Origin of the sequence: Selenomonas sp. AB3002 (assembly GCF_000702545.1) — a bacterium.
GTDB lineage: Bacteria > Bacillota > Negativicutes > Selenomonadales > Selenomonadaceae > Selenomonas_B > Selenomonas_B ruminantium_A.
Genome location: NZ_JNIO01000006.1, coordinates 1 through 20,872, shown reverse-complemented (window position 1 = coordinate 20,872; position 20,872 = coordinate 1). Strand labels below are relative to the sequence as shown.

Annotated in this window: 31 protein-coding genes; 21 read left to right on the top strand and 10 right to left on the bottom strand. The window is 58.8% G+C overall.

Features of this window, described 5'->3' with window-relative positions:
* Nucleotides 1–56: 56 nt before the first annotated feature.
* The 9 genes from P159_RS0105795 to P159_RS0105765 all read right to left on the bottom strand — a co-directional run bounded on the left by P159_RS0105795 (nt 57) and on the right by P159_RS0105765 (nt 5,090).
* Nucleotides 57–701 carry a hypothetical protein gene (locus tag P159_RS0105795; RefSeq protein WP_185753636.1) on the bottom strand — a complete coding sequence of 215 codons (645 nt, stop codon included), beginning with the start codon at nt 699–701 and terminating at the stop codon, nt 57–59.
* A 529-nt stretch (nt 702–1,230) separates the two neighbouring features.
* A complete protein-coding gene (locus P159_RS21175; RefSeq protein ID WP_051650179.1) occupies nt 1,231–1,617 on the bottom strand; it encodes a hypothetical protein in 387 nt (128 codons plus the stop codon).
* A complete protein-coding gene (locus tag P159_RS20960; RefSeq protein ID WP_221174069.1) occupies nt 1,502–1,825 on the bottom strand; it encodes an ATP-binding cassette domain-containing protein in 324 nt (107 codons plus the stop codon). The genes P159_RS21175 and P159_RS20960 overlap by 116 nt, the downstream gene beginning before the upstream one ends.
* Before the next feature lie 123 nt (nt 1,826–1,948).
* Nucleotides 1,949–2,227 (bottom strand): hypothetical protein, encoded by a 279-nt coding sequence (locus P159_RS20955; protein WP_221174068.1) that lies wholly within the window; start codon nt 2,225–2,227, stop codon nt 1,949–1,951.
* On the bottom strand, nt 2,218–3,291 hold the full coding sequence (locus tag P159_RS20950; protein ID WP_051650176.1) for a cysteine peptidase family C39 domain-containing protein: 1,074 nt from the start codon (nt 3,289–3,291) through the stop codon (nt 2,218–2,220). The genes P159_RS20955 and P159_RS20950 overlap by 10 nt, the downstream gene beginning before the upstream one ends.
* A gap of 71 nt (nt 3,292–3,362) precedes the next feature.
* The gene (locus P159_RS0105780) at nt 3,363–3,665 is read right to left on the bottom strand and encodes a hypothetical protein (RefSeq protein ID WP_185753635.1); all 303 of its coding nucleotides are present in this window, start codon (nt 3,663–3,665) and stop codon (nt 3,363–3,365) included.
* 213 nt (nt 3,666–3,878) lie between these two features.
* A complete protein-coding gene (locus tag P159_RS0105775) occupies nt 3,879–4,214 on the bottom strand; it encodes a hypothetical protein (protein ID WP_029542305.1) in 336 nt (111 codons plus the stop codon).
* 84 nt (nt 4,215–4,298) lie between these two features.
* Nucleotides 4,299–4,628, bottom strand: coding sequence for a hypothetical protein (locus P159_RS0105770; protein WP_029542303.1), 330 nt, complete (start codon nt 4,626–4,628; stop codon nt 4,299–4,301).
* A 36-nt stretch (nt 4,629–4,664) separates the two neighbouring features.
* Nucleotides 4,665–5,090 carry a hypothetical protein gene (locus P159_RS0105765; protein ID WP_185753634.1) on the bottom strand — a complete coding sequence of 142 codons (426 nt, stop codon included), beginning with the start codon at nt 5,088–5,090 and terminating at the stop codon, nt 4,665–4,667.
* Between the two features lie 317 nt (nt 5,091–5,407).
* Here P159_RS0105765 and P159_RS21170 point away from each other — a divergent pair, with 317 nt between their 5' ends.
* The 15 genes from P159_RS21170 (at nt 5,408) to P159_RS0105715 (ending at nt 13,503) form a co-directional block, all read left to right on the top strand.
* The gene (locus P159_RS21170) at nt 5,408–5,533 is read left to right on the top strand and encodes a hypothetical protein (protein WP_318253514.1); all 126 of its coding nucleotides are present in this window, start codon (nt 5,408–5,410) and stop codon (nt 5,531–5,533) included.
* A gap of 4 nt (nt 5,534–5,537) precedes the next feature.
* Nucleotides 5,538–5,720, top strand: a complete 183-nt coding sequence (locus P159_RS0105750; RefSeq protein WP_029542296.1) for a hypothetical protein — start codon at nt 5,538–5,540, stop codon at nt 5,718–5,720.
* Nucleotides 5,720–5,887 (top strand): hypothetical protein, encoded by a 168-nt coding sequence (locus P159_RS20545; protein WP_185753633.1) that lies wholly within the window; start codon nt 5,720–5,722, stop codon nt 5,885–5,887. The genes P159_RS0105750 and P159_RS20545 overlap by 1 nt, the downstream gene beginning before the upstream one ends.
* A 70-nt stretch (nt 5,888–5,957) precedes the next feature.
* Entirely contained in the window at nt 5,958–6,314 is a 357-nt protein-coding gene (locus P159_RS0105740; protein ID WP_029542294.1) for an HlyD family efflux transporter periplasmic adaptor subunit, read from the top strand.
* A gap of 37 nt (nt 6,315–6,351) precedes the next feature.
* The gene (locus P159_RS0105735) at nt 6,352–6,744 is read left to right on the top strand and encodes a hypothetical protein (protein ID WP_029542292.1); all 393 of its coding nucleotides are present in this window, start codon (nt 6,352–6,354) and stop codon (nt 6,742–6,744) included.
* Entirely contained in the window at nt 6,728–6,895 is a 168-nt protein-coding gene (locus P159_RS20945; protein ID WP_221174067.1) for a hypothetical protein, read from the top strand. Before P159_RS0105735 ends, P159_RS20945 begins: the two co-directional genes overlap by 17 nt.
* A gap of 273 nt (nt 6,896–7,168) precedes the next feature.
* Nucleotides 7,169–7,318 (top strand): hypothetical protein, encoded by a 150-nt coding sequence (locus tag P159_RS21165; protein WP_318253513.1) that lies wholly within the window; start codon nt 7,169–7,171, stop codon nt 7,316–7,318.
* The gene (locus tag P159_RS20935; protein ID WP_051650175.1) at nt 7,315–8,160 is read left to right on the top strand and encodes an ABC transporter transmembrane domain-containing protein; all 846 of its coding nucleotides are present in this window, start codon (nt 7,315–7,317) and stop codon (nt 8,158–8,160) included. The genes P159_RS21165 and P159_RS20935 overlap by 4 nt, the downstream gene beginning before the upstream one ends.
* Nucleotides 8,109–8,318, top strand: a complete 210-nt coding sequence (locus P159_RS20930; protein ID WP_221174065.1) for a hypothetical protein — start codon at nt 8,109–8,111, stop codon at nt 8,316–8,318. Before P159_RS20935 ends, P159_RS20930 begins: the two co-directional genes overlap by 52 nt.
* Nucleotides 8,312–8,680, top strand: a complete 369-nt coding sequence (locus P159_RS20925; RefSeq protein ID WP_221174064.1) for an ATP-binding cassette domain-containing protein — start codon at nt 8,312–8,314, stop codon at nt 8,678–8,680. The genes P159_RS20930 and P159_RS20925 overlap by 7 nt, the downstream gene beginning before the upstream one ends.
* Nucleotides 8,677–8,949: a hypothetical protein gene (locus tag P159_RS20920; RefSeq protein WP_051650172.1), complete on the top strand. Its 273-nt coding sequence runs from the start codon at nt 8,677–8,679 to the stop codon at nt 8,947–8,949. The genes P159_RS20925 and P159_RS20920 overlap by 4 nt, the downstream gene beginning before the upstream one ends.
* A 3-nt stretch (nt 8,950–8,952) precedes the next feature.
* On the top strand, nt 8,953–9,546 hold the full coding sequence (locus tag P159_RS21160) for a hypothetical protein (protein WP_318253512.1): 594 nt from the start codon (nt 8,953–8,955) through the stop codon (nt 9,544–9,546).
* Nucleotides 9,465–11,006 (top strand): ABC transporter transmembrane domain-containing protein, encoded by a 1,542-nt coding sequence (locus tag P159_RS18465; RefSeq protein ID WP_318253515.1) that lies wholly within the window; start codon nt 9,465–9,467, stop codon nt 11,004–11,006. The genes P159_RS21160 and P159_RS18465 overlap by 82 nt, the downstream gene beginning before the upstream one ends.
* Nucleotides 10,916–11,746 (top strand): ATP-binding cassette domain-containing protein, encoded by an 831-nt coding sequence (locus tag P159_RS19210; RefSeq protein ID WP_185753631.1) that lies wholly within the window; start codon nt 10,916–10,918, stop codon nt 11,744–11,746. Before P159_RS18465 ends, P159_RS19210 begins: the two co-directional genes overlap by 91 nt.
* Before the next feature lie 284 nt (nt 11,747–12,030).
* Nucleotides 12,031–13,503, top strand: coding sequence for a TolC family protein (locus P159_RS0105715; protein ID WP_051650169.1), 1,473 nt, complete (start codon nt 12,031–12,033; stop codon nt 13,501–13,503).
* 64 nt (nt 13,504–13,567) lie between these two features.
* Here the strand turns inward: P159_RS0105715 and P159_RS0105710 are convergent, their stop codons facing one another.
* On the bottom strand, nt 13,568–15,145 hold the full coding sequence (locus P159_RS0105710; RefSeq protein ID WP_029542287.1) for an ATP-binding protein: 1,578 nt from the start codon (nt 15,143–15,145) through the stop codon (nt 13,568–13,570).
* 511 nt (nt 15,146–15,656) lie between these two features.
* Here P159_RS0105710 and P159_RS0105700 point away from each other — a divergent pair.
* The 6 genes from P159_RS0105700 to P159_RS18455 all read left to right on the top strand — a co-directional run.
* Nucleotides 15,657–16,826, top strand: a complete 1,170-nt coding sequence (locus P159_RS0105700; protein ID WP_029542285.1) for an efflux RND transporter periplasmic adaptor subunit — start codon at nt 15,657–15,659, stop codon at nt 16,824–16,826.
* The gene (locus tag P159_RS0105695) at nt 16,826–17,824 is read left to right on the top strand and encodes an HlyD family efflux transporter periplasmic adaptor subunit (RefSeq protein ID WP_029541895.1); all 999 of its coding nucleotides are present in this window, start codon (nt 16,826–16,828) and stop codon (nt 17,822–17,824) included. The genes P159_RS0105700 and P159_RS0105695 overlap by 1 nt, the downstream gene beginning before the upstream one ends.
* A 4-nt stretch (nt 17,825–17,828) precedes the next feature.
* Entirely contained in the window at nt 17,829–19,346 is a 1,518-nt protein-coding gene (locus P159_RS18460) for a cysteine peptidase family C39 domain-containing protein (RefSeq protein ID WP_051650168.1), read from the top strand.
* Nucleotides 19,347–19,480: 134 nt separating this feature from the next.
* Nucleotides 19,481–19,987: an ATP-binding cassette domain-containing protein gene (locus P159_RS20910; protein ID WP_051650167.1), complete on the top strand. Its 507-nt coding sequence runs from the start codon at nt 19,481–19,483 to the stop codon at nt 19,985–19,987.
* Nucleotides 19,988–20,080: 93 nt separating this feature from the next.
* Nucleotides 20,081–20,338 (top strand): hypothetical protein, encoded by a 258-nt coding sequence (locus P159_RS20540; RefSeq protein WP_185753630.1) that lies wholly within the window; start codon nt 20,081–20,083, stop codon nt 20,336–20,338.
* Nucleotides 20,259–20,872, top strand: a 614-nt coding sequence (locus tag P159_RS18455) for a hypothetical protein (protein WP_037376996.1), incomplete at its 3' end; no start/stop codon positions are given. The genes P159_RS20540 and P159_RS18455, both read left to right, overlap by 80 nt.

Genomic DNA, 20,872 nt, shown 5'->3' with positions numbered 1-20,872 from the left:
GCGGTAATCCGCCAGCCAGCACTGGCGGAACATGAACTTGATAAGGTCCCAGAGCTTCAAGGCCGGGCAGGGAAGCCCGCATAGCATTGGAAAGCATCTTTGGCAATGTATTTGACGGTCCTCCCCGTGACCTCCAGCCCCTCTGGTCTTTCCGCAGAAACCAGGCGGTAATGCTCTGGGTCAACAGGCAGGAGAGCCGCTATTTCCTTATCATTGCTGCCAGGGGGAGTGTAGAAGCCCAGCATGACCCCTGAATCTTTCTGCCACCAGTCCTCAGGCAGGGTCACCAGGCGCATCTGCATATTCCCCTTCTGCATGAGGCGGCGCAACAGAGCCACATCATCAAGCCCTCTGGCGCTTTCCGCCTCAAGGGCAATGGCCTCCGTGGGCATCCTGAGCTTCTCGGCCACCTGCCGCACGGCGAAGGTGGCATCCATAGTGAGCTTGCTGCCGCTTGCTATCTCGCTTTGGCCGGAGAAAAGCTGCTCCTCCCCCAACAGGCTCCTGATGCCGTTTTCCACCAGCACGGCCTTGGCCATTTCCCTTTTGCGGATATGGTAGGCCAGCCGCTTGTCACTGGCGCCGAAGCGCACTCCCAGCAGCATGGAGAGAATTTCCTCATGCGCGCGGAAGGCTTCCATGAGCTCATCATGGCTGCCCGCCTCACCAAACAGTTTTTTCCTGCGCCAGCACTGGAGCACATCGTCCCCTTGTCAGCCAGGAGCCGCAGCCAGTTGATGCGAATCAGGGAGGCAAACCAGCCTTCCATCAGCAGGCGCAGTTCTCCCAGCTCCGGCTGCTGCCAGGGCACGAACTCCAGCTCTGCATCCTCCAGGGCATAAATCTGCATGCGGATTTCCCTGAATTCGTCCAAAGCAGGAAAGACCGGCCTCCCCCGGTGCCCCCCTGTCGATAAGGTAGCAACTGGTGAAAGGAAATGTCCTCACCTGTCCTGGTGGTGGCATAGATTCTCCACCCGCCCGGAGACAACGCGCCAGAAGCCAGTATCATCGGTAAGCAAGAAGCGCTCACCGGCGAATAGTTTCTTCGATTCCATAGACTACTCCATCTGCTCCATCTCTTCATTTTCCCGTTCTTCAATAAGACGGCTTATAGGGGCCGTCCTGCTCTATCATCTGGCGGTGGGTGCCGCGCTCCACGATCTTGCCTTGGGGACAGCACGATGATCTCATCGCAATCCCTGATGGTGGAGAGACGGTGGGCCCACTATCAGGCAGGTGCAGCCGCGGTGGCGGATATTGTCCAGCACCTGTTTTTCCGTGATGGGGTCCAGGGCGGGAGGTGGCTTCGTCCAGCACCAGGATGGAGGGATTCACTGCCAGGGCTCTGGCGATTTCCAGCCTTTGGCGCTGCCCCCCGGAGAAGTTCACGCCGCCTTCCTGAATATTGGCCTCGTAGCCGCCGTTTGAGCTTCAGGATATCCTCGTGTATGCAGGCATCCTTGGCCGCCTCCACGATATCGCTGCGGCGGGCAGTCTTGTCAAACAGGGCTATGTTCTCTGCCACGGTGCCGGAAATCAGGAAGATATCCTGATCCACGGCGGCCAGGGAAGCTGTCACCACCTTGCGGGAATCTGCCTGCGGGGCTGCCGTCAAAGAGCACCTGCCCGTCCCATTCCTCATAGAGGCCTGTGACAATCTTGGCCAGAGTCGATTTGCCGCTGCCGGAGGCTCCTACCACGGCCACCCATTGTCCCGGCGGGGCGTGAAGGTCAAAATGCTCCAGCAGAGGTGCTTCCAGTGGGCTGTAGCCGAAGCTCACATCCTTCAGTTCCAAATCCCCGGCCAGCCTGTCCAGAGGCATCGGCCCTCTGCCCCTCCTTCTCAGGGAAGTTCAGGCTGTCCACCTCATAGCAGCGCACATCGTTGAGCCTCTGCATCTGCATTTCTGTGGTCTGCAGGGTAGAACCCAGCCCCACCAGCGCATTCACGGAGCCTGGAAGCTGCCCATAAGGCTCTGGAAAGCCATGAACATACCTGCGGTCATGGCCCCTTCCATGATGGAGAAGCCGCCGATGGTCATGATGAGGGCACCGTTGACCCGGCCAAAAGAGTGGGCAGGAGCTTCACGGACATGGACCAGAGAGCTGTTTCCTGGGAGGCCATGAGCACCTTTGGTCTGATAGCCTGACCACTTAGTGAAGAAATCCGCCTCGTCACCGCTGGCCTTGATGGTCTCTATCATGCGGAGGCCGTTCATGGCCACGCCGTAGCCTTGCCAGCATCCTGCTGGATGCGCATATTCAGGTCTGTCAGGTGACGCCGCATAGCGAAGAACAAGGCTATCTCCACAGAGCTGAAGGCCACGCCGATAAGGGTCAGGGTCACGTTGTATTGAAGCAATAACAGCAAATAAAAGACTGCCACAAAGAAATCCAGCACCGCCGTAGCCGCAGGTCCTGACAGCACCCCGGCAATGGACTGGTTGAAGCCCACGCGCCCTGCCACCTCAGCGGCATAGCGCTGGTGGAAGAACTGCATGGGCAGCTTTAAGAGGTGCCAGAAATAGCTGGAGGAATCCGCCAGGGTCAGCTTCCGCTGCCACTGGGTCAGCACTACCGCCCGCAGCCAGGTCATGATGCCTGACAGCACGAAGGACACCGTCATGGCCAGGCAGAAGTTGGTCATCCAGTCCGGATGCTTCTTGGTAAGGATATCGTCCAGGAAGATCTGGCTCATGACCGGCCCCGCCAAGCCGGGAATAATGGCGCATAATTCCAGTATGAGTATGAAGGTCATGGCCCAGCGGTCCTGCAGGAGTTTTTTCGCCATGTCCTTGAAGACATTGTAGCGGGCCCCTGCCTTTTGGAAATCCGGCCCCGGCAATATCTGCAGGGCCACCCCCGTGTAAGAGGTACGGAATTCCTCCCAGGGCACGGTGCGCCGCCCCATGGCAGGGTCATTGAGATAGGCGCGGCCCTTGTCTATGCCCTCCAGCACCACGAAATGGTTGAATTCCCAATGGATGATCAGGGGAAAGATATCCTCTTCTTCCTCCGACACCTCCAGCAGTTCAGCAGCTGTCCAGCGATATCCGTCTGCCTCGCAGCCCCGGTTCCGAGCGGCGCGGATGACGCAACTGGCCTTGGAACCGTCACGGTTCACGCCGCACTCGGCCCTGAGCTTCTCCAGGGGCACCCAAAGGCCCAGGTTAGCCAGCACCATGCCCAGAGCCGCCGCCCCGCATTCCGTGGCTTCCATCTGCAGCACCGTGGGCACCTTCACCCGCTTCTTGCTGGAGCCGAAGGTGTTTTTCAATTTTCCAGCCAATCCATGACCTCACCTGCCCCTCAGCCACTGGCTCAGCTTGTAGAAAACCTTCTCAATGGGAGGCCGACGCTCTATGATGATGGAGCGGTGACGAAGCTGCCGGCGGTAATTGGCTTGTGCTCCCCCACCTGGGAAGTCCAGAGGTAGCCGGATTTGTCAGAGGGGTCTTTCACCAGGTCAAAACTTACCTCCATCAGGGAGCTCTGCTGGGGAGGAGAGAATCCACTGGGCAGCTGCTCATTGCCCAGGGTCTTCTGCATATTCTGCACAGAGACAGGGTACTGGGACACAGACCGCACGGTGCCCAGGAGGCTGCCCGTCTGGGACACGTCCACCCCATTTGGGAGCCAGCTGGATGGTCGCCCCTTCTCCACCCGCTTCCCCTTGGCACGGGAATGTAGAGCACCCCCTTCAGGTGGCTCCCTGCCCCGTCAATGCGCACAGTGGCAACGGGGGTGCGCTGCTTACCACGCTGCCTTCCTCCACCATGACTTCATCCACGGTACCATTATAGGGGGAGTAGACATACTCCGTTGGCTTCCTTTCTGGTAGCGGCGGGATCGAATTCCCGGACCCGGGAAGCGGCATCACGCATAGAAGCGGCCAGCTCCGGACCCAGCTGGGCCATGCGGGTGGCAAGCCTCCTCCTGCACCATGCTCACATGGGCAATGGAGCTCCCCTTCTCCACCGTGTCCCGGGATGCACATACAATTCGTCCAGGGTGCCCCCGGAAAGGGTGGAGATCTTTCGCCACCCCGGAGGGGTCCATGATAAGCCCCATGCCGTCAGCCTTCACGGTGAAGGAACCGAAGACAGACCAGATCACCACCGCCAGCAGCATCACCGCCACGGCGATAAGCCCCATCCAGCCGATGGGGGTGGTGATGGTCATGGTGGTGTCCAGCTTCTCCGGGGAGCGCATCTTGTCCAGAGCTTCCTTGCTGAAGATCTGGTCACCTTTGCGGTCCAGCGGCTGCCCGCCCCTCGTTTTTCTTTTCCTCAGCCATCAGCTCTCATCCCCTGTCCACATCAGGCCTCCACCTTCATGCCATCTTCCAGCCTTCAAAACTTGCCTACCCACTACAGCTCGCCGGCTCCAGGCGCGGTAAATCTCAATGTATTTGTTGTCATCGGCCCCGGCTGTCACCTTCCGCCGGTGGGATGATGCCCTCGCTGTCCACACATACACTGCGTCATGGTCCTTGTCAGCCATGGCCGCCAGCGGCACCGTAAGTGCCTTGTAGGTACCTGCCCATGCGCATGGTGATGGCCCGTGTAGACCATGGCTTCCAAAGAGCCCCGTGCGGTTGTCCACCTCCCACTCCGTGCGGCGCATATCCGCCGGCTCCGACAGGGGGGGGCACGATGTCTTTCAGGACAGCCTTGATTTCCGTGCCCTGTCCCTTGTTCCCCAGCGCCATAATCCGTATCGTAGACCTTGCCAGCCAGCTTGCTGTTGGGGAATTTCAGATACCCTGCCTCCCCCAGCTCCAGGATGGTTGCCCTCAATGTCCTTCATGCTCAGGGGAAAAGCGCAGCCAGTCAAAATTGCCCACCAAGCCACAGGAGTGCCTGGCTGCACATAGGAGCCCTCCCGCTGGTAGATGATCAGCACCTGCCCGCCACAGGCGAAACCACATTGGAGCCAAGTCCTGCTGCACCAGGCACTGGTCGCGCTGGGCCTGGGCCTCCCGCAGGGAACCCTGGGCCGCATGTACTGGGCCTCGGCCTCCTCGTACTCTCCTTGGAAGTAGCCCGGGCGCGACCAGCTGCCTGCGTGCAGCAGGGACTGGCTCAATGTGGTTTCGCCTGTGGACGGGCAGGTGCTGATCATCTACCAGCGGGAGGGTCCTATGTGCAGCCAGGCACTCCTGTGGCTTTGGTGGCAATTTTGACTGGCTGCGCTTTTCCCTGAGCATGAAGGACATTGAGGCCAACCATCTGGGAGCTGGGGGGAGGCAGGGTATCTGAAATTCCCCAACAGCAAGCTGGGCTGGCAAGGTCTACGATACGGATTATGGCGCTGGGAACAAGGGACAGGGCACGGAAATCAAGGCTGTCCTGAAAGACATCGTGCCCCCCCCTGTCGGAGCCGGCGGATATGCGCCGCACGGAGTGGGAGGTGGACAACCGCACGGGCTCTTGGAAGCCATGGTCTACACGGGCATCACCATGCGCATGGGCAGTACCTACAAGGCACTTACGGTGCCGCTGGCGGCCATGGCTGACAAGGACCCATGACGCAGTGTATTGTGGTGGACAGCGAGGGCATCATCCACCGGCGGAAGGTGACAGCCGGGCCGATGACAACAAATACATTGAGATTTACTCCGGCCTGGAGCCGGGCGAGCTGGTAGTGGTAGGCAGTTTTGAAGGCCTGGAAGATGGCATGAAGGTGGAGGCTGATGTGGAAGGGGATGAGAGCTGATGGCTGAGGAAAAGAAAAACGAGGGGGCGGCAGCCCGCTGGGACCGCAAAGGTGACCAGATCTTCAGCAAGGAAGCTCTGGACAAGATGCGCTCCCCGGAGAAGCTGGACACCACCATGACCATCACCACCCCATCGGCTGGATGGGGCTTATCGCCGTGGCGGTGATGCTGCTGGCGGTGGTGATCTGGTCTGTCTTCGGTTCCTTCACCGTGAAGGCTGACGGCATGGGCTTATCATGGACCCCTCCGGGGTGGCGAAGATCTCCACCCTTTCCGGGGGCACCCTGGACGAATTGTATGTGCATCCCGGGGACACGGTGGAGAAGGGGGAGCTCATTGCCCATGTGAGCATGGTGCAGGAGGAGGCTGCCACCCGCATGGCCCAGCTGGGTCCGGAGCTGGCCGCTTCTATGCGTGATGCCGCTTCCCGGGTCCGGGAATTCGATTCCCGCCGCTACCAGAAGGAAGCCACGGAGTATGTCTACTCCCCCTATAATGGTACCGTGGATGAAGTCATGGTGGAGGAAGGCAGCGTGGTAAGCAGCGGCACCCCCGTTGCCACTGTGCGCATTGACGGGGCAGGAGCCACCTGAAGGGGGTGCTCTACATTCCCGTGGCCAAGGGAAGCGGGTGGAGAAGGGGCAGACCATCCAGCTGGCTCCCAATGGGGTGGACGTGTCCCAGACGGGCAGCCTCCTGGGCACCGTGCGGTCTGTGTCCCAGTACCCTGTCTCTGTGCAGAATATGCAGAAGACCCTGGGCAATGAGCAGCTGGCCCAGTGGATTCTCTCCTCCCAGCAGAGCTCCCTGATGGAGGTAAGTTTTGACCTGGTGAAAGACCCCTCTGACAAATCCGGCTACCTCTGGACTTCCCAGGTGGGGGAGCACAAGCCAATTACCGCCGGCAGCTTCGTCACCGGCTCCATCATCATAGAGCGTCGGCCTCCCATTGAGAAGGTTTTCTACAAGCTGAGCCAGGTGGCTGAGGGGCAGGTGAGGTCATGGATTGGCTGGAAAAATTGAAAAACACCTTCGGCTCCAGCAAGAAGCGGGTGAAGGTGCCCACGGTGCTGCAGATGGAAGCCACGGAATGCGGGCGGCGGCTCTGGGCATGGTGCTGGCTAACCTGGGCCTTTGGGTGCCCCTGGAGAAGCTCAGGCCGAGTGCGGCGTGAACCGTGACGGTTCCAAGGCCAGTTGCGTCATCCGCGCCGCTCGGAACCGGGCTGCGAGGCAGACGGATATCGCTGGACAGCTGCTGAACTGCTGGAGGTGTCGGAGGAAGAAGAGGATATCTTTCCCCTGATCATCCATTGGGAATTCAACCATTTCGTGGTGCTGGAGGGCATAGACAAGGGCCGCGCCTATCTCAATGACCCTGCCATGGGGCGGCGCACCGTGCCCTGGGAGGAATTCCGTACCTCTTACACGGGGTGGCCCTGCAGATATTGCCGGGGCCGGATTTCCAAAAGGCAGGGGCCCGCTACAATGTCTTCAAGGACATGGCGAAAAAACTCCTGCAGGACCGCTGGGCCATGACCTTCATACTCATACTGGAATTATGCGCCATTATTCCCGGCTTGGCGGGCCGGTCATGAGCCAGATCTTCCTGGACGATATCCTTACCAAGAAGCATCCGGACTGGATGACCAACTTCTGCCTGGCCATGACGGTGTCCTTCGTGCTGTCAGGCATCATGACCTGGCTGCGGGCGGTAGTGCTGACCCAGTGGCAGCGGAAGCTGACCCTGGCGGATTCCTCCAGCTATTTCTGGCACCTCTTAAAGCTGCCCATGCAGTTCTTCCACCAGCGCTATGCCGCTGAGGTGGCAGGGCGCGTGGGCTTCAACCAGTCCATTGCCGGGGTGCTGTCAGGACCTGCGGCTACGGCGGTGCTGGATTTCTTTGTGGCAGTCTTTTATTTGCTGTTATTGCTTCAATACAACGTGACCCTGACCCTTATCGGCGTGGCCTTCAGCTCTGTGGAGATAGCCTTGTTCTTCGCTATGCGGCGTCACCTGACAGACCTGAATATGCGCATCCAGCAGGATGCTGGCAAGGCCTACGGCGTGGCCATGAACGGCCTCCGCATGATAGAGACCATCAAGGCCAGCGGTGACGAGGCGGATTTCTTCACTAAGTGGTCAGGCTATCAGACCAAGGTGCTCATGGCCTCCCAGGAAACAGCTCTCTGGTCCATGTCCGTGAAGCTCCTGCCCACTCTTTTGGCCGGGGTCAACGGTGCCCTCATCATGACCATCGGCGGCTTCTCCATCATGGAAGGGGCCATGACCGCAGGTATGTTCATGGCTTTCCAGAGCCTTATGGGCAGCTTCCAGGCTCCCGTGAATGCGCTGGTGGGCTGGGTTCTACCCTGCAGACCACAGAAATGCAGATGCAGAGGCTCAACGATGTGCGCTGCTATGAGGTGGACAGCCTGAACTTCCCTGAGAAGGAGGGGCAGAGGGCGATGCCTCTGGACAGGCTGGCCGGGGATTTGGAACTGAAGGATGTGAGCTTCGGCTACAGCCCACTGGAAGCACCTCTGCTGGAGCATTTTGACCTTCACGCCCGCCCGGGACAATGGGTGCCGTGGTAGGAGCCTCCGGCAGCGGCAAATCGACTCTGGCCAAGATTGTCACAGGCCTCTATGAGGAATGGGACGGGCAGGTGCTCTTTGACGGCAGCCCCCGCAGGCAGATTCCCCGCAAGGTGGTGACAGCTTCCCTGGCCGCCGTGGATCAGGATATCTTCCTGATTTCCGGCACCGTGGCAGAGAACATAGCCCTGTTTGACAAGACTGCCCGCCGCAGCGATATCGTGGAGGCGGCCAAGGATGCCTGCATACACGAGGATATCCTGAAGCTCAACGGCGGCTACGAGGCCAATATTCAGGAAGGCGGCGTGAACTTCTCCGGGGGCAGCGCCAAAGGCTGGAAATCGCCAGAGCCCTGGCAGTGAATCCCTCCATCCTGGTGCTGGACGAAGCCACCTCCGCCCTGGACCCCATCACGGAAAAACAGGTGCTGGACAATATCCGCCACCGCGGCTGCACCTGCCTGATAGTGGCCCACCGTCTCTCCACCATCAGGGATTGCGATGAGATCATCGTGCTGTCCCAAGGCAAGATCGTGGAGCGCGGCACCCACCGCCAGATGATAGAGCAGGACGGCCCCTATAGCCGTCTTATTGAAGAACGGGAAAATGAAGAGATGGAGCAGATGGAGTAGTCTATGGAATCGAAGAAACTATTCGCCGGTGAGCGCTTCTTGCTTACCGATGATACTGGCTTCTGGCGCGTTGTCTCCGGGCGGGTGGAGATCTATGCCACCACCAGGACAGGTGAGGACATTTCCTTTCACCAGTGCTACCTTATCGACAGGGCACCGGGGGAGGCGGTCTTTCCTGCTTTGGACGAATTCAGGGAAATCCGCATGCAGATTTATGCCCTGGAGGATGCAGAGCTGGAGTTCGTGCCCTGGCAGCAGCCGGAGCTGGGAGAACTGCGCCTGCTGATGGAAGGCTGGTTTGCCTCCCTGATTCGCATCAACTGGCTGCGGCTCCTGGCTGACAAGGGGACGATGTGCTCCAGTGCTGGCGCAGGAAAAAACTGTTTGGTGAGGCGGGCAGCCATGATGAGCTCATGGAAGCCTTCCGCGCGCATGAGGAAATTCTCTCCATGCTGCTGGGAGTGCGCTTCGGCGCCAGTGACAAGCGGCTGGCCTACCATATCCGCAAAAGGGAAATGGCCAAGGCCGTGCTGGTGGAAAACGGCATCAGGAGCCTGTTGGGGGAGGAGCAGCTTTTCTCCGGCCAAAGCGAGATAGCAAGCGGCAGCAAGCTCACTATGGATGCCACCTTCGCCGTGCGGCAGGTGGCCGAGAAGCTCAGGATGCCCACGGAGGCCATTGCCCTTGAGGCGGAAAGCGCCAGAGGGCTTGATGATGTGGCTCTGTTGCGCCGCCTCATGCAGAAGGGGAATATGCAGATGCGCCTGGTGACCCTGCCTGAGGACTGGTGGCAGAAAGATTCAGGGGTCATGCTGGGCTTCTACACTCCCCCTGGCAGCAATGATAAGGAAATAGCGGCTCTCCTGCCTGTTGACCCAGAGCATTACCGCCTGGTTTCTGCGGAAAGACCAGAGGGGCTGGAGGTCACGGGGGAGACCGTCAAATACATTGCCAAAGATGCTTTCCAATGCTATGCGGGCTTCCCTGCCCGGGCCTTGAAGCTCTGGGACCTTATCAAGTTCATGTTCCGCCAGTGCTGGCTGGCGGATTACCGCACCATTTTGGTGTGCAGCCTCTTTGCGGGGCTTATTCCTCTGGCAACCCCCATCATCACCGAGACCATCTTCCAGGATATCATTCCCATCCTGGACAGGCAGGGCCTTGCTACTGTCACCCAGGCCCTGATGGTCACCAGCTTTACCACGGCGGCCCTGTCCATCGTGCGCTCCTTTGCGGTGATGCGCATATCCACCCGCATCGAAGCGGCGGCGGAGGCTGCCATGTGGGGGCGGCTCATGAGCCTGCCCACCAAGTTCTTCCGGCGCTTCACTGTGGGGGAACTGGCCAGCCGCATGGGGGGCATCGGCATTGCCAAGAATCTTGCTTCAGGTGAGTTTGCCACTTCGATCCTCAGTTTTATCTTCTCCTTTTGGAGCATCTTCCTCATGTGCTACTACAGCTTCAAGCTTACAGCGGCGGCCATTGCCGTCTGGGCTGTGTACTCCGTCTTCGTGGCCCTGGTGCTCAGGCGGGTGCTGTTCTTCCAGCGCAAGATCATCGAGGCGGGGAACAAATCGGCGGGCACTGTGCAGCAGATTTTCGCAGGGCTGGCCAAGTTCCGGGTACAGGGGGCGGAGGAACAGGCTTTCAGCCTCTGGACCCAGGCCTTCGGTGAGCACTGGAACTGGAGCCTGAAGCTGCGGTGGCAGGACAACTATACTTCCATCATTGCCAGCATCCAGCCCTTCATCCTCACCATGATCCTCTACTGGATTGCCGTCTACGGCATGAATGAAGTGGGGCCGGATGGAAAAACGGTGCAGACTGGCATAGGCTATGCCCAGTTCATCGCCTTCAATGCCGCCTACTCCAGCTTCAACGGAGTCATTGGCGGGCCTTGGGGCTTATCAGCCAGTATTTTGCCATCCAGCCCCAACTGGAGAACCTGCGTCCCATTCTGGAGGCGGTGCCTGAGACTACGGAGGAAAAGCAGGAGGCGGGGAAACTCAGCGGCTCCGTGGAGGTCAGCCATCTCTCCTTTGCCTACACCCATGTGACCCCTGGTCCGAAGGGGGAGGCAGTGGAGACGGAGGGGGACGAGGTGCTGAAGGATGTGAGCTTTTCCATCACCGCCGGGGAAAATGTGGCTATCGTGGGCAAGTCCGGCAGCGGCAAGAGCACACTGGTGCGGCTGCTCCTGGGCTTCGAGACCCCCAAGCGGGGCAGCATCACCTTTGACGGACAGGACCTTTCGGAGCTGGCCCTGCCCTCCGTGCGCTCCCAGATGGGAGTGGTGCTGCAGAATGGGCAGCTGATGACAGGGGATATCTACACCAATATTGTGGGCACCAGGATGCTGACACAGGACGATGCCTGGGCGGCGGCAGAGGCAGCAGGCATTGCCGAGGATATCGCCGCCATGCCCATGGGCATGCAGACCGTCATCAGCGAGGGCAGCAGCAATATCTCCGGGGGCCAGCGGCAGAGAATCCTCATTGCCCGGGCCTTAGTGGGCAGGCCCGCTATCCTCATCTTCGATGAAGCCACCAGCGCTCTGGACAACCGCTCCCAGGCCATAGTCACCCGCAGCCTGGACAAGCTGAAATCCACCCGCATCGTAGTGGCCCACCGGCTGTCCACCATCAGGAAGTGCGACCGCATCATCGTCATGGACGAAGGAAGGGTGGCAGAGATGGGGAGCTTCGACGAATTAGTGGCAAAGGGCGGGCTGTTTGCAGACCTTGTGAAGCGGCAAGTGACTGGCAGAGGGAATCGGTCAGTGGCAATGAAAGGTTAGACGTAGCTTTTCTTAGTATAAGCAATGAACTAGCAGGTTTTACCTGCCCCGCTTGCGGGGGCGCGTTAGCGCGGGAGCCCAGTGGGCTCCCTGGCAGGGGACCACCGAAGGTGGTGGAAGGGGGGAATAAATCCTGAACAATGATATTCTAAGCCAGTTGCCCTCCTCGCCCCTTCCACCGGCTACGCCGGTCCCCTTCCCCGTTTCACGGGGCAGGTAGGGTCTGCATCGCAGTTTGCATTCTATACATACAATCCTCTACACCTCAGGAAGGTGAACATATTATGAATAAATTCGCATTTATAATCGCAGCAATATGCAGTGCAATATCATTTCCTTATCACACAGCCGCAGCTGAGGCCATAGGACTGACCCTCACGGACAGCATCGAAATGGCTCTCCTCACTGATGAGTCCATAGAAGGGGCTGAGGCAGGCCGGGAGGCGGCCCTGCATGCCTGGAAGGCTGCCCGCAGGAGCAAAGGGCCCACCGTCAGCTGGAACGCCCAGGCCCTGCGCATCGGGGGGCGGGATTATAGGTCTGCCAAGAAGGCACATTCGCTTTATGGGGACCCTCATCCGGCTCAGGTCAAGGTAGGCGATGTCCTGGGTGCGCTGCCTGTCTATGCTAATCAGACCGTGGGCTCCTATGCCTATGACAACACCTTTTCCAACAGTTGGAGCCTTTCCGTGCCAATCTACACCGGGGGCCAGCTGGAAAATCAAATCAAATCGGGGCGATACCAGTTGAATAGGGCGGACCTGACGGTGGAAAACACCCGCCAGACTGTGCGCTACCAGGCAGCTGAAGCCTATGCCAATCTCCTTCACTACGAGAACCTGGCCCAGGTGGCCAAAGATGCCGTGGACATGGGGCACACCCAGCTGGAGCTCATCCGGGCCCAGTTCGAGGAAGGGGCGGTGGCCGAGGCAGACATGCTCGCCATGAGTGTCAGCATTGCCAACTACAAGCAGAATCTGGTGAATGCCGAGAAGGCCGTGGAGGTGGCCAAGTCCACCCTGGCCAGCATCGTGGGCCTGCCCCAGGACACGAATGTGGAGCCCCTGGATCACTTTTCCTACGAACCCTATGACAAGGACCTGCCTGACTGCGAGGCATACGCCTTGGAGCACCGGCCTGACGGCATTGCTGCCGACTATGACATCAAGGCCGCCCAGGCCCGGAAGGAAGCCGCCAAGGCTGGCTGGCGTCCCAGGGTTACGGGAGTGGGCACCCAGAGCATTGCCGGCAACGCCCCCTTTGCCAGTGAGCGCAGCAACAACTGGCAGGCAGGGCTTTCCGTCAACTGGAATATCTTCGACAACGGCGTGACCTCGGAGAATGTGCGCCAGGCAGCCTCCCTGGTGGACCAGTACGAAGCCGGGGCACGCAAGACCCGCAAGACCATCCAGCTGGAGACCCGCACTGCCTATCTCAATATGAAGGCGGCGGAGCAGAATATCCAGGAGACAGCTGTGGCCGTGAAGCAGGCTGAGGACAGCTATACCATTGCCCAGGTGCGTTACGAGGAGGGCGTGGATATCCTTCTTTCCGTGACGAATGCCCAGGAAAAGCTGACCCAGGCCAGGTCAAACTACATGACGGCCCTTTACCAGTACAACCTTTCCCGGGCCGCCCTGGAAAAAGCCATGGGAGTGCCCGTGGCCTTTGATGCCTCGGTGTATACCGAAGCCGAGCAGGAAGGCGCATCTGCCGACGAGGCCCTGGCGGCAGCCTGGCTGGGAGAGGAAGAATAAGTGAGGCGCAAAAAGTCGCCGGGAAGAGAGTGATATCTTCCCGGCGGCTTTTTGTGTGCCGATATCAAATATTTACCAGCCATTCGGCCAGGCTTCTCTTTTCGGAGTCGAAGCTCACGCCAATCTTGAATACCTGCCGTGGGTCGGCGGCGAAGGGCGCGGCGTAGCCTTTGTCCTCAATCTGCTGCAGGGCTTCCTGGGCGGGTTTGTCCACCTTGAACTCGAAGATGTAGACAAACTGCTCAGTCTCAACTATGCAGTCGGCCCGTCCCCGGCTGCTGTGTACCTCGCATTGCACGAACTGGTCCAGCAGGGTGAAGACCATGTATAGCACCGACTGGAAATAATGCTCGAAGGGGGCGTCGTTTGAAGTGTAAGGAATGCTGGCAAAGAGGGCGGTGAGGATTTCCCTCATACCGTCCGTGTCACCAGCCAGGAGGCGGCGCCGCAGGGCGAAGATGTCCTTGCCGTTGCCGGAGCCCGCTTCGGGAGTGTACTCGGGCAGGAGGCTTTCCAAAAAGCCGTATTTGACCTCCTCGTTGGGGAAGCCCAGGGTGTAGAGCCGTGCCTGGGGGTCATAGTCCACAATGGTGAGGTATCCCGTCTGGTACAGAAGCGGCAGGGGATTGGGGTTGTCTGTCCTGTAATCGGAGAGAATCCTGTCGTTGGTTTCCAAGGTTTTTTGGGTGAACTGCCGCACATCGAAGTGCATGGTTTTCAGCCGCCGCACCAGGAAGGTGGGGGTGCCGGTGGCGAACCAATATGCGCCCAGATTCCTTTCATCGAAAGCCTTCAGCAGGCTGAAGGGATTGTAGATGCCTTCTCCCTGAGGATGAAAATGGTAGCCGTCATACATCTTCTTCAGTTTTGCCAGGCAGCTGTCCCGGGAAAGACCAAGCTGATGCGCCAGTTCCTCGATTTCCGGTGCAAAGGCTTTGGCAAGCTCTGCTTCCGTGATGCCGCAGATTCCTGCATATTTTTGATATAGGGAGATATCATTGAGCTGGTTCAGGTCGCTGAAGATGCTGACCTTGCTGAACTTGGTGACACCGGTGATGAAGACGAACTGCAGGTATTTGTCATAGCTTTTCAAGGTGCCGAAGAAGCCCTTGAATACAGCTTTGTTGTGTTCTTCCAGTTCATCTTTCTCTAACACCTCTAATAAGGGCTTGTCGTATTCGTCCACCAGCACCACGCAGCGACGGCCGGTTTTTTCGGCGGCAGTTATTAGGAGCTTTTGGAAACGACCGCTCAAGGTGCCTTGTGCCTGGCAGCCGTAGATGGCTTCCCATTCGCGCAGGTGCTTGTCCAGTACATCCTCCAGGGCGGTATCGTGTTGATAGTTCTCGCCGTTGAAATCAAAGTAAAACACAGGATAAGGCTGCCATGCTTCCTTATTGCCTTTCTCCATTTCCTCTATGGCCAGCCCTTCAAAGAGTTCCTTCCTGCCCTCCCAATAGGCCGCAAGGGTGGAGAGGAAAAGGCTCTTGCCAAAGCGCCGGGGGCGGCTGAGGAAGTATTGCCCTGCGCTGTGAACCAGATTATAGACGTAACGGGTCTTGTCAACATATATGTAGCCACCCTGGCGCAGTTTCTCAAAGCTCTGCACCCCAATGGGCAGTTGTCGTATATTCTCTGCCATCGTCAACGCTCCTTTCCTGTAGGAATTTTCTCTCTTTGCCCCATTCTAGCAGAAGCCTGTTGTATGTCAATACACCTGACGGCGCTTCATCAAAGGGTGCTGCCTGAGTTCAAACATTTTCGCAAAAAGTATAACACTTTCCTCTTTGGGCGGATATAAAGAACAGAAAGAAAAACAGCAAGGCAAAAGCCGGAGACGAAAATAGCAGCATGTTGAGCAGGAAAGATGAGGAGGAAAGGAAAATGAAGCGGGACGTAAGATTCAAGGATTTCTGGGGCCAGGTCAAGAGCATCCACACTCGCAGGAGACAGCTCAGGAAGGCACGGGCCATCTGACATAAAAATACATAAAGCCGCCGGGCAGAGAGAGGTATCTTCCCGGTGCTTTTTAATTGCTGGGAGCAATGTAAGGAATTTTGGGAAAAAGCAGGAAATTCCACGGGGGGGAGAAGTATGTACCCAATAAATAGACTTATACACAGGCGGCAATTCAAGGGGAAGGGAAGGTCATCATGAAAAAGTATTTTTACTTGGGCATCGCCATCATCCTCGTTATGGCTCTGGCCATCGTGGGCTATGGTGCCTGGCTCAATTATAGCGACGAACATCAGATAGCCAACCGCATGGACAACCGCAGAGTGCAACTCTCCGGAGCTCAGGCAGCCCAGCGGCAGCTGCATCCCACCCTGACCCTGCCTGCTGTGCGTTTTACCAGTGAGAACATGGCAGATGCGGTGGCCCTGACAGACGGGCGCATCATGCACTGGCAGGTGGGCAAGAACAGTCCTGTGCAGAAGGGGGACCTGCTGCTGACCATGGCCAATGAGCAGATTCCCCTGAAGATCCAGCAGGCCGCCAGCGCTGTCCGCCGGGCAGAGGCCGTGCTGGCCCAGGCTTACAGCACCTATCAGCGGCAGGGGCGCCTCATAGCCAAGAACGCCACGGCCCAGGAAAAATATGAGGAATCCCTCTCCCAGTACCTGGCTGCCCAGGAGGCACTGCAGGAGGCTCAGGCCCAGTATCAGCAGTGCCTGGTAATGGAAAACTGGCTGAATGTGGAAGCTCCCCTGGACGGTGAGGTGCTGCTCATCTACCAGCGGGAGGGCACTTATGTGCAGGCCGGTACTCCCGTGGCCCTGGTGGGGGATTTTGACCGCCTTTCCTTTTCCATGAACTTGCCTGATGAAGACACCCGCCATCTGCGGGTGGGGGAGAATTCCGTCATGGCCTTCCCTCAGGGGCAGGACCTGAGCAAGGTCTACGATACGGATTACGCTGCAGGGAATGTGGGCTGGGGCCAGAAGGTGCAGGCCACATTGAAAGATATCGTGCCGCCCCTCTCAGAGCCTGCGGAAATACGTCGCACCGTCTGGGAGGTGGACAACCGCACCCGCACGCTGGAACCCATGACCTATACCGGGGTGCGCATGGTGACGGGCCAGCCCTATACCTGCCTGACGGTGCCCCTGTCAGCCATGGTGGACGGCAACTATGACAAGGTCTACGTGCTGGACAGCGAAGGGGTGCTTCGCCTGCGGCAGGTGCGCACAGGCACAGACGATGACAGCTATATCGAAATCTACGAGGGCCTGCAGGAAGGCGAAGTAGTAGTGACAGGCAATATGGATGGCCTCCATGAAGGCATGAAGGCAGAGATTTCCCTGGAAGGAGGGGGAAGCTGATGGCAGAGCAGGAAAAGAACGCCGCCCAGAAGTGGAACCGCGGCGGTGACCAGATTTTCAGCAAGGAAGCCTTGGACAAGATGCGTTCCCCGGAAAAGCTTGATACGGTGCTTCCCATCACTACCCCTGTGGGCTGGATGGGGCTGGTGGCCGTGGGTGTGATGCTGCTGGCAGTGGTCCTCTGGTCCATTTTCGGCTCCTTTACGGTAAAAGCTGACGGCATGGGCCTTATCATGGATGCCGCAGGAGTGGGCAAGATTTCCACCACTTCCGCTGGCCTGCTGGACGAAATCTACGTCTTTCCCGGCAGCCGGGTGAAGAAGGGTGAGCTGGTGGCCCATGTGAACCAGGTCCAGGAAACAGCTGCCGCCCGCATGGCCCAGTTCGGCCCTGAGCTGGCCGCCAGCGGCAGGGAGGCTGCGGGCCGGGTCCATGAATTCGACTCCCGCCGCTACCAGAAGGAAGCGGCTGAGTTCGTCTACTCTCCCTATGACGGCATCGTGGATGACGTGCTGGCCGAGAAGGGCAGCGTGGTGAGCGGGGGCACCCCCGTCCTGAGCGTGCGTCTGGCTGATGGCTCCGCAGGGGAGCTGAAGGGCATCCTCTACATCCCCGTGGACAAGGGCAAGCGTGTGCAGAGCGGCCAGACTATCCAGCTGGTGCCCAACGGGGTGGACGTTTCCCAGACGGGCAGCCTCCTGGGCACTGTGCGTTCCGTGTCCCAGTACCCCATCACTCCCCAGGCCATGCAGAAGAACCTGGGTAACGAGCAGCTGGCCCAGTGGATAATCCAGGCCCAGCAGAGCGCTGTGATGGAAGTGAGCTTTGACCTGGTGAAGGACCCCGGCTCCGAGTCCGGCTATCTCTGGACCTCCTCCGTGGGGGAGCACAAGCCTATCTCGGCGGGCAGCTTCTGCACCGGCTCTATCATCATCGAGCGGCGCCCTCCCATCGAGAAGGTTTTCTACAAGCTGAGCCAATGGCTGAGAAACAGGTGAGCCTATGAGTTTGACGGAAAAAGTGAAAGGAATCTTCGCCGGGGATATCAGGCGGGTGAAGGTGCCCACCGTGCTCCAGATGGAAGCCACGGAGTGCGGCGCGGCAGCCCTCGCCATGATACTGGCCCACTACGGCCTCTGGATTCCTCTGGAAAAGCTCAGGGCCGAGTGCGGGGTGAACCGCGATGGTTCCAAAGCCAGCTGTGTCATACGGGCGGCCCGGAACAGGAACTGCGAGGCCGATGGCTACCGCTGGACGGTGGATGATCTGCTGAAGCTCGAGGACCAAAATATCTTTCCCCTCATCATACATTGGGAATTCAATCATTTCGTGGTGTTGGAGGGCATCAAGGATGGCCGCGCCTATCTCAATGACCCCGCCATGGGGCGGCGCACGGTGGCCCTGGAAGAATTCCGCACCTCCTACACAGGGGTATCCCTCTACATCAAGCCCGACAAGGGATTCCAAAAAGCGGGCCATCGCTACAACGTCTTCAAGGACATGACGAAGAAACTGCTGGAGGACCGCTGGGCAGCCCTCTTCATCCTGCTCCTGGAATTCTGCGCCATCATTCCCGGTCTGGCCTCACCGGTCATGAACCAGATTTTTTTGGATGATATCCTGACCCGCAAGCACCCTGACTGGATGACGAATTTCTGCCTGGCCATGACCGTTTCCTTCATTATATCCGGCATCATGACCTGGCTCAGGGCCGTAGTGCTGACCCAATGGCAGAGAAAGCTCACCCTGGCGGATTCCTCCAGCTATTTCTGGCATCTCTTGAAACTGCCCATGCAGTTCTTCCACCAGCGCTATGCCGCAGAGGTGGCAGGCCGCGTGGGGTTCAACGAGTCCATTGCCGGGGTGCTGTCCGGCCCTGCCGCTACGGCGGTGCTGGACCTCTTCGTGGCCATTTTCTACCTGTTGCTGCTCCTGCAGTACAATGTGGCCCTGACCCTCATCGGCATCCTGTTCAGCTCCGTGGAAATCGTGCTGTTCTTCGCCATGCGGCGGCACCTGACGGACCTCAATATGCGCATCCAGCAGGATGCGGGCAAGGCCTACGGCGTGGCCATGAACGGCCTGCGCATGATAGAGACTATCAAGGCCAACGGGGACGAGTCTGATTTCTTCTCCAAGTGGGCGGGTTATCAGACCAAGGTCCTCACCGCCTCCCAGGAGACCACCCTCTGGGCCATGTCCGTGAAGATGCTGCCCACCCTGCTTTCGGGCATCAACGGCGCCCTCATCATGACCATCGGCGGCTTCTCCATCATGGAGGGGGCTATGACCGCCGGTATGTTCATGGCTTTCCAGCACCTGATGGGCAGCTTTCAGGCACCTGTCAACGCCCTGGTGGGGCTGGGCTCCACCCTGCAGACTACAGAAATGCAGATGCAGAGGCTCAACGACGTGCGCTGCTACGAAGTAGACAGTCTGAATTTCCCTTCGGAAGAGGAGGAAGCGAAGAAATCTTTCCCGGGGAAAGGCTCTCTGGGGAAATCTCTCTTGAGGAAGTGAGCTTCGGCTACAGTCCTCTGGAACCTCCCCTGCTGGAGCATTTCAACCTCCACGCTGCCCGGGCAGCTGGGTGGCGGTGGTAGGGGCTTCCGGCAGCGGCAAGTCAACTCTGGCCAAGATTGTCACGGGCCTCTATGAAGAATGGGATGGCACCCTTTCCTTTGACGGGGTGCCCGGCGGCAGGTGCCCGGCAGGTGGTGCAGAGCTCTCTGGCGGCGGTGGACCAGGATATTTTCCTCATCACCGGCACCGTGGCGGAGAACATCGCTCTCTTTGACACCACCGTGCGCCGCAGCGACATCATCGCCGCGGCCAAGGATGCCTGCATCCATGAGGATATTATGAAGCTGGACGGCGGCTATGAATTCCAGGTGGCAGAGGGGGGCATGAATTTCTCCGGGGGGCAGCGCCAAAGGCTGGAAATCGCCCGGGCTCTGGCGGTGAATCCCTCCATCCTGGTATTGGACGAAGCCACCTCTGCCCTGGATCCCATCACGGAGAAACAAGTGCTGGAAAATATCCGCCATCGCGGCTGCACCTGTCTGATTGTGGCGCACCGCCTTTCCACCATCCGGGACTGCGACGAAATCATCGTCCTCTCCGGGGCAAGATTGTGGAGCGGGGCACCCATAGGGAAATGATAAGTCACGATGGCCCTTACCTGCAGCTCATCACCGAGCGGGAGCAGGAAGACATGGATAACATGGAAGACGTGGATTGAAGGAGGTAAAGCCATGGAAAATACCCATACTTTGCTTGCAGGGCAGCGCTTCCTTTTGCAGGAGGAGGAAAAATTCATCCAGGTCCTCTCGGGGGCCGTGGAAGTATATGCCGTGACCCGCACCGGGGAGGAGCTTTCCTTCCGCAGTGCTATCTGCTGGCTCTGGGGGCGGGGGAGGCGGCCTTTCTGCCATGGACGAGTTCGACGAACTGTACATCCAGCTCTACGCCAAGGAGGACACGGAGTTTTCCTCTGTCCCATGGAGAAATGAGGACAGAGGAGCTGCGTTCCTGATGGAGCATTGGTTCCGCCGCCTGGTGCATATTTCCTGGCTGCGGGAGAAGGCTGACAAGGGGGACGATATGCTGCAGGCCTGGCGGCAGAAGGGAATGTTGGCCGAGTTTGCCAGCCCCGCCGCCCTGCTGGCTGAGTTCCGAGAGAACCAGCAGATTCTCTCCATGTTTTTGGGGATGCAGTTCGGCGCCGAGGACAAGCGCCTTTCCCGTCGCATCCGCGTCAGAAAAATGGCCAAAAAGGTGCTGTTGGAAAACGGAATCAGAGGCCTTCTGGGGGAGGAGCAGCTTTTTGCCGGGGAAAGTGAAGGCGTGGCCGGCAGTCCCGAGGTCATGGATGCCGCCTTCGTGGTGGCACGGGTGGCCAAGGCTCTCTCCATGCCCACGGACAATCTGGGCATTTCCGAGGAAAAGGCCAGAGAACTGGAAACTGTGGGACTGCTCAGGGCTATGACCCAGAAGGGCAATATGCAGATGCGCCTGGTGACTCTGCCGGAGGGCTGGTACAAGAA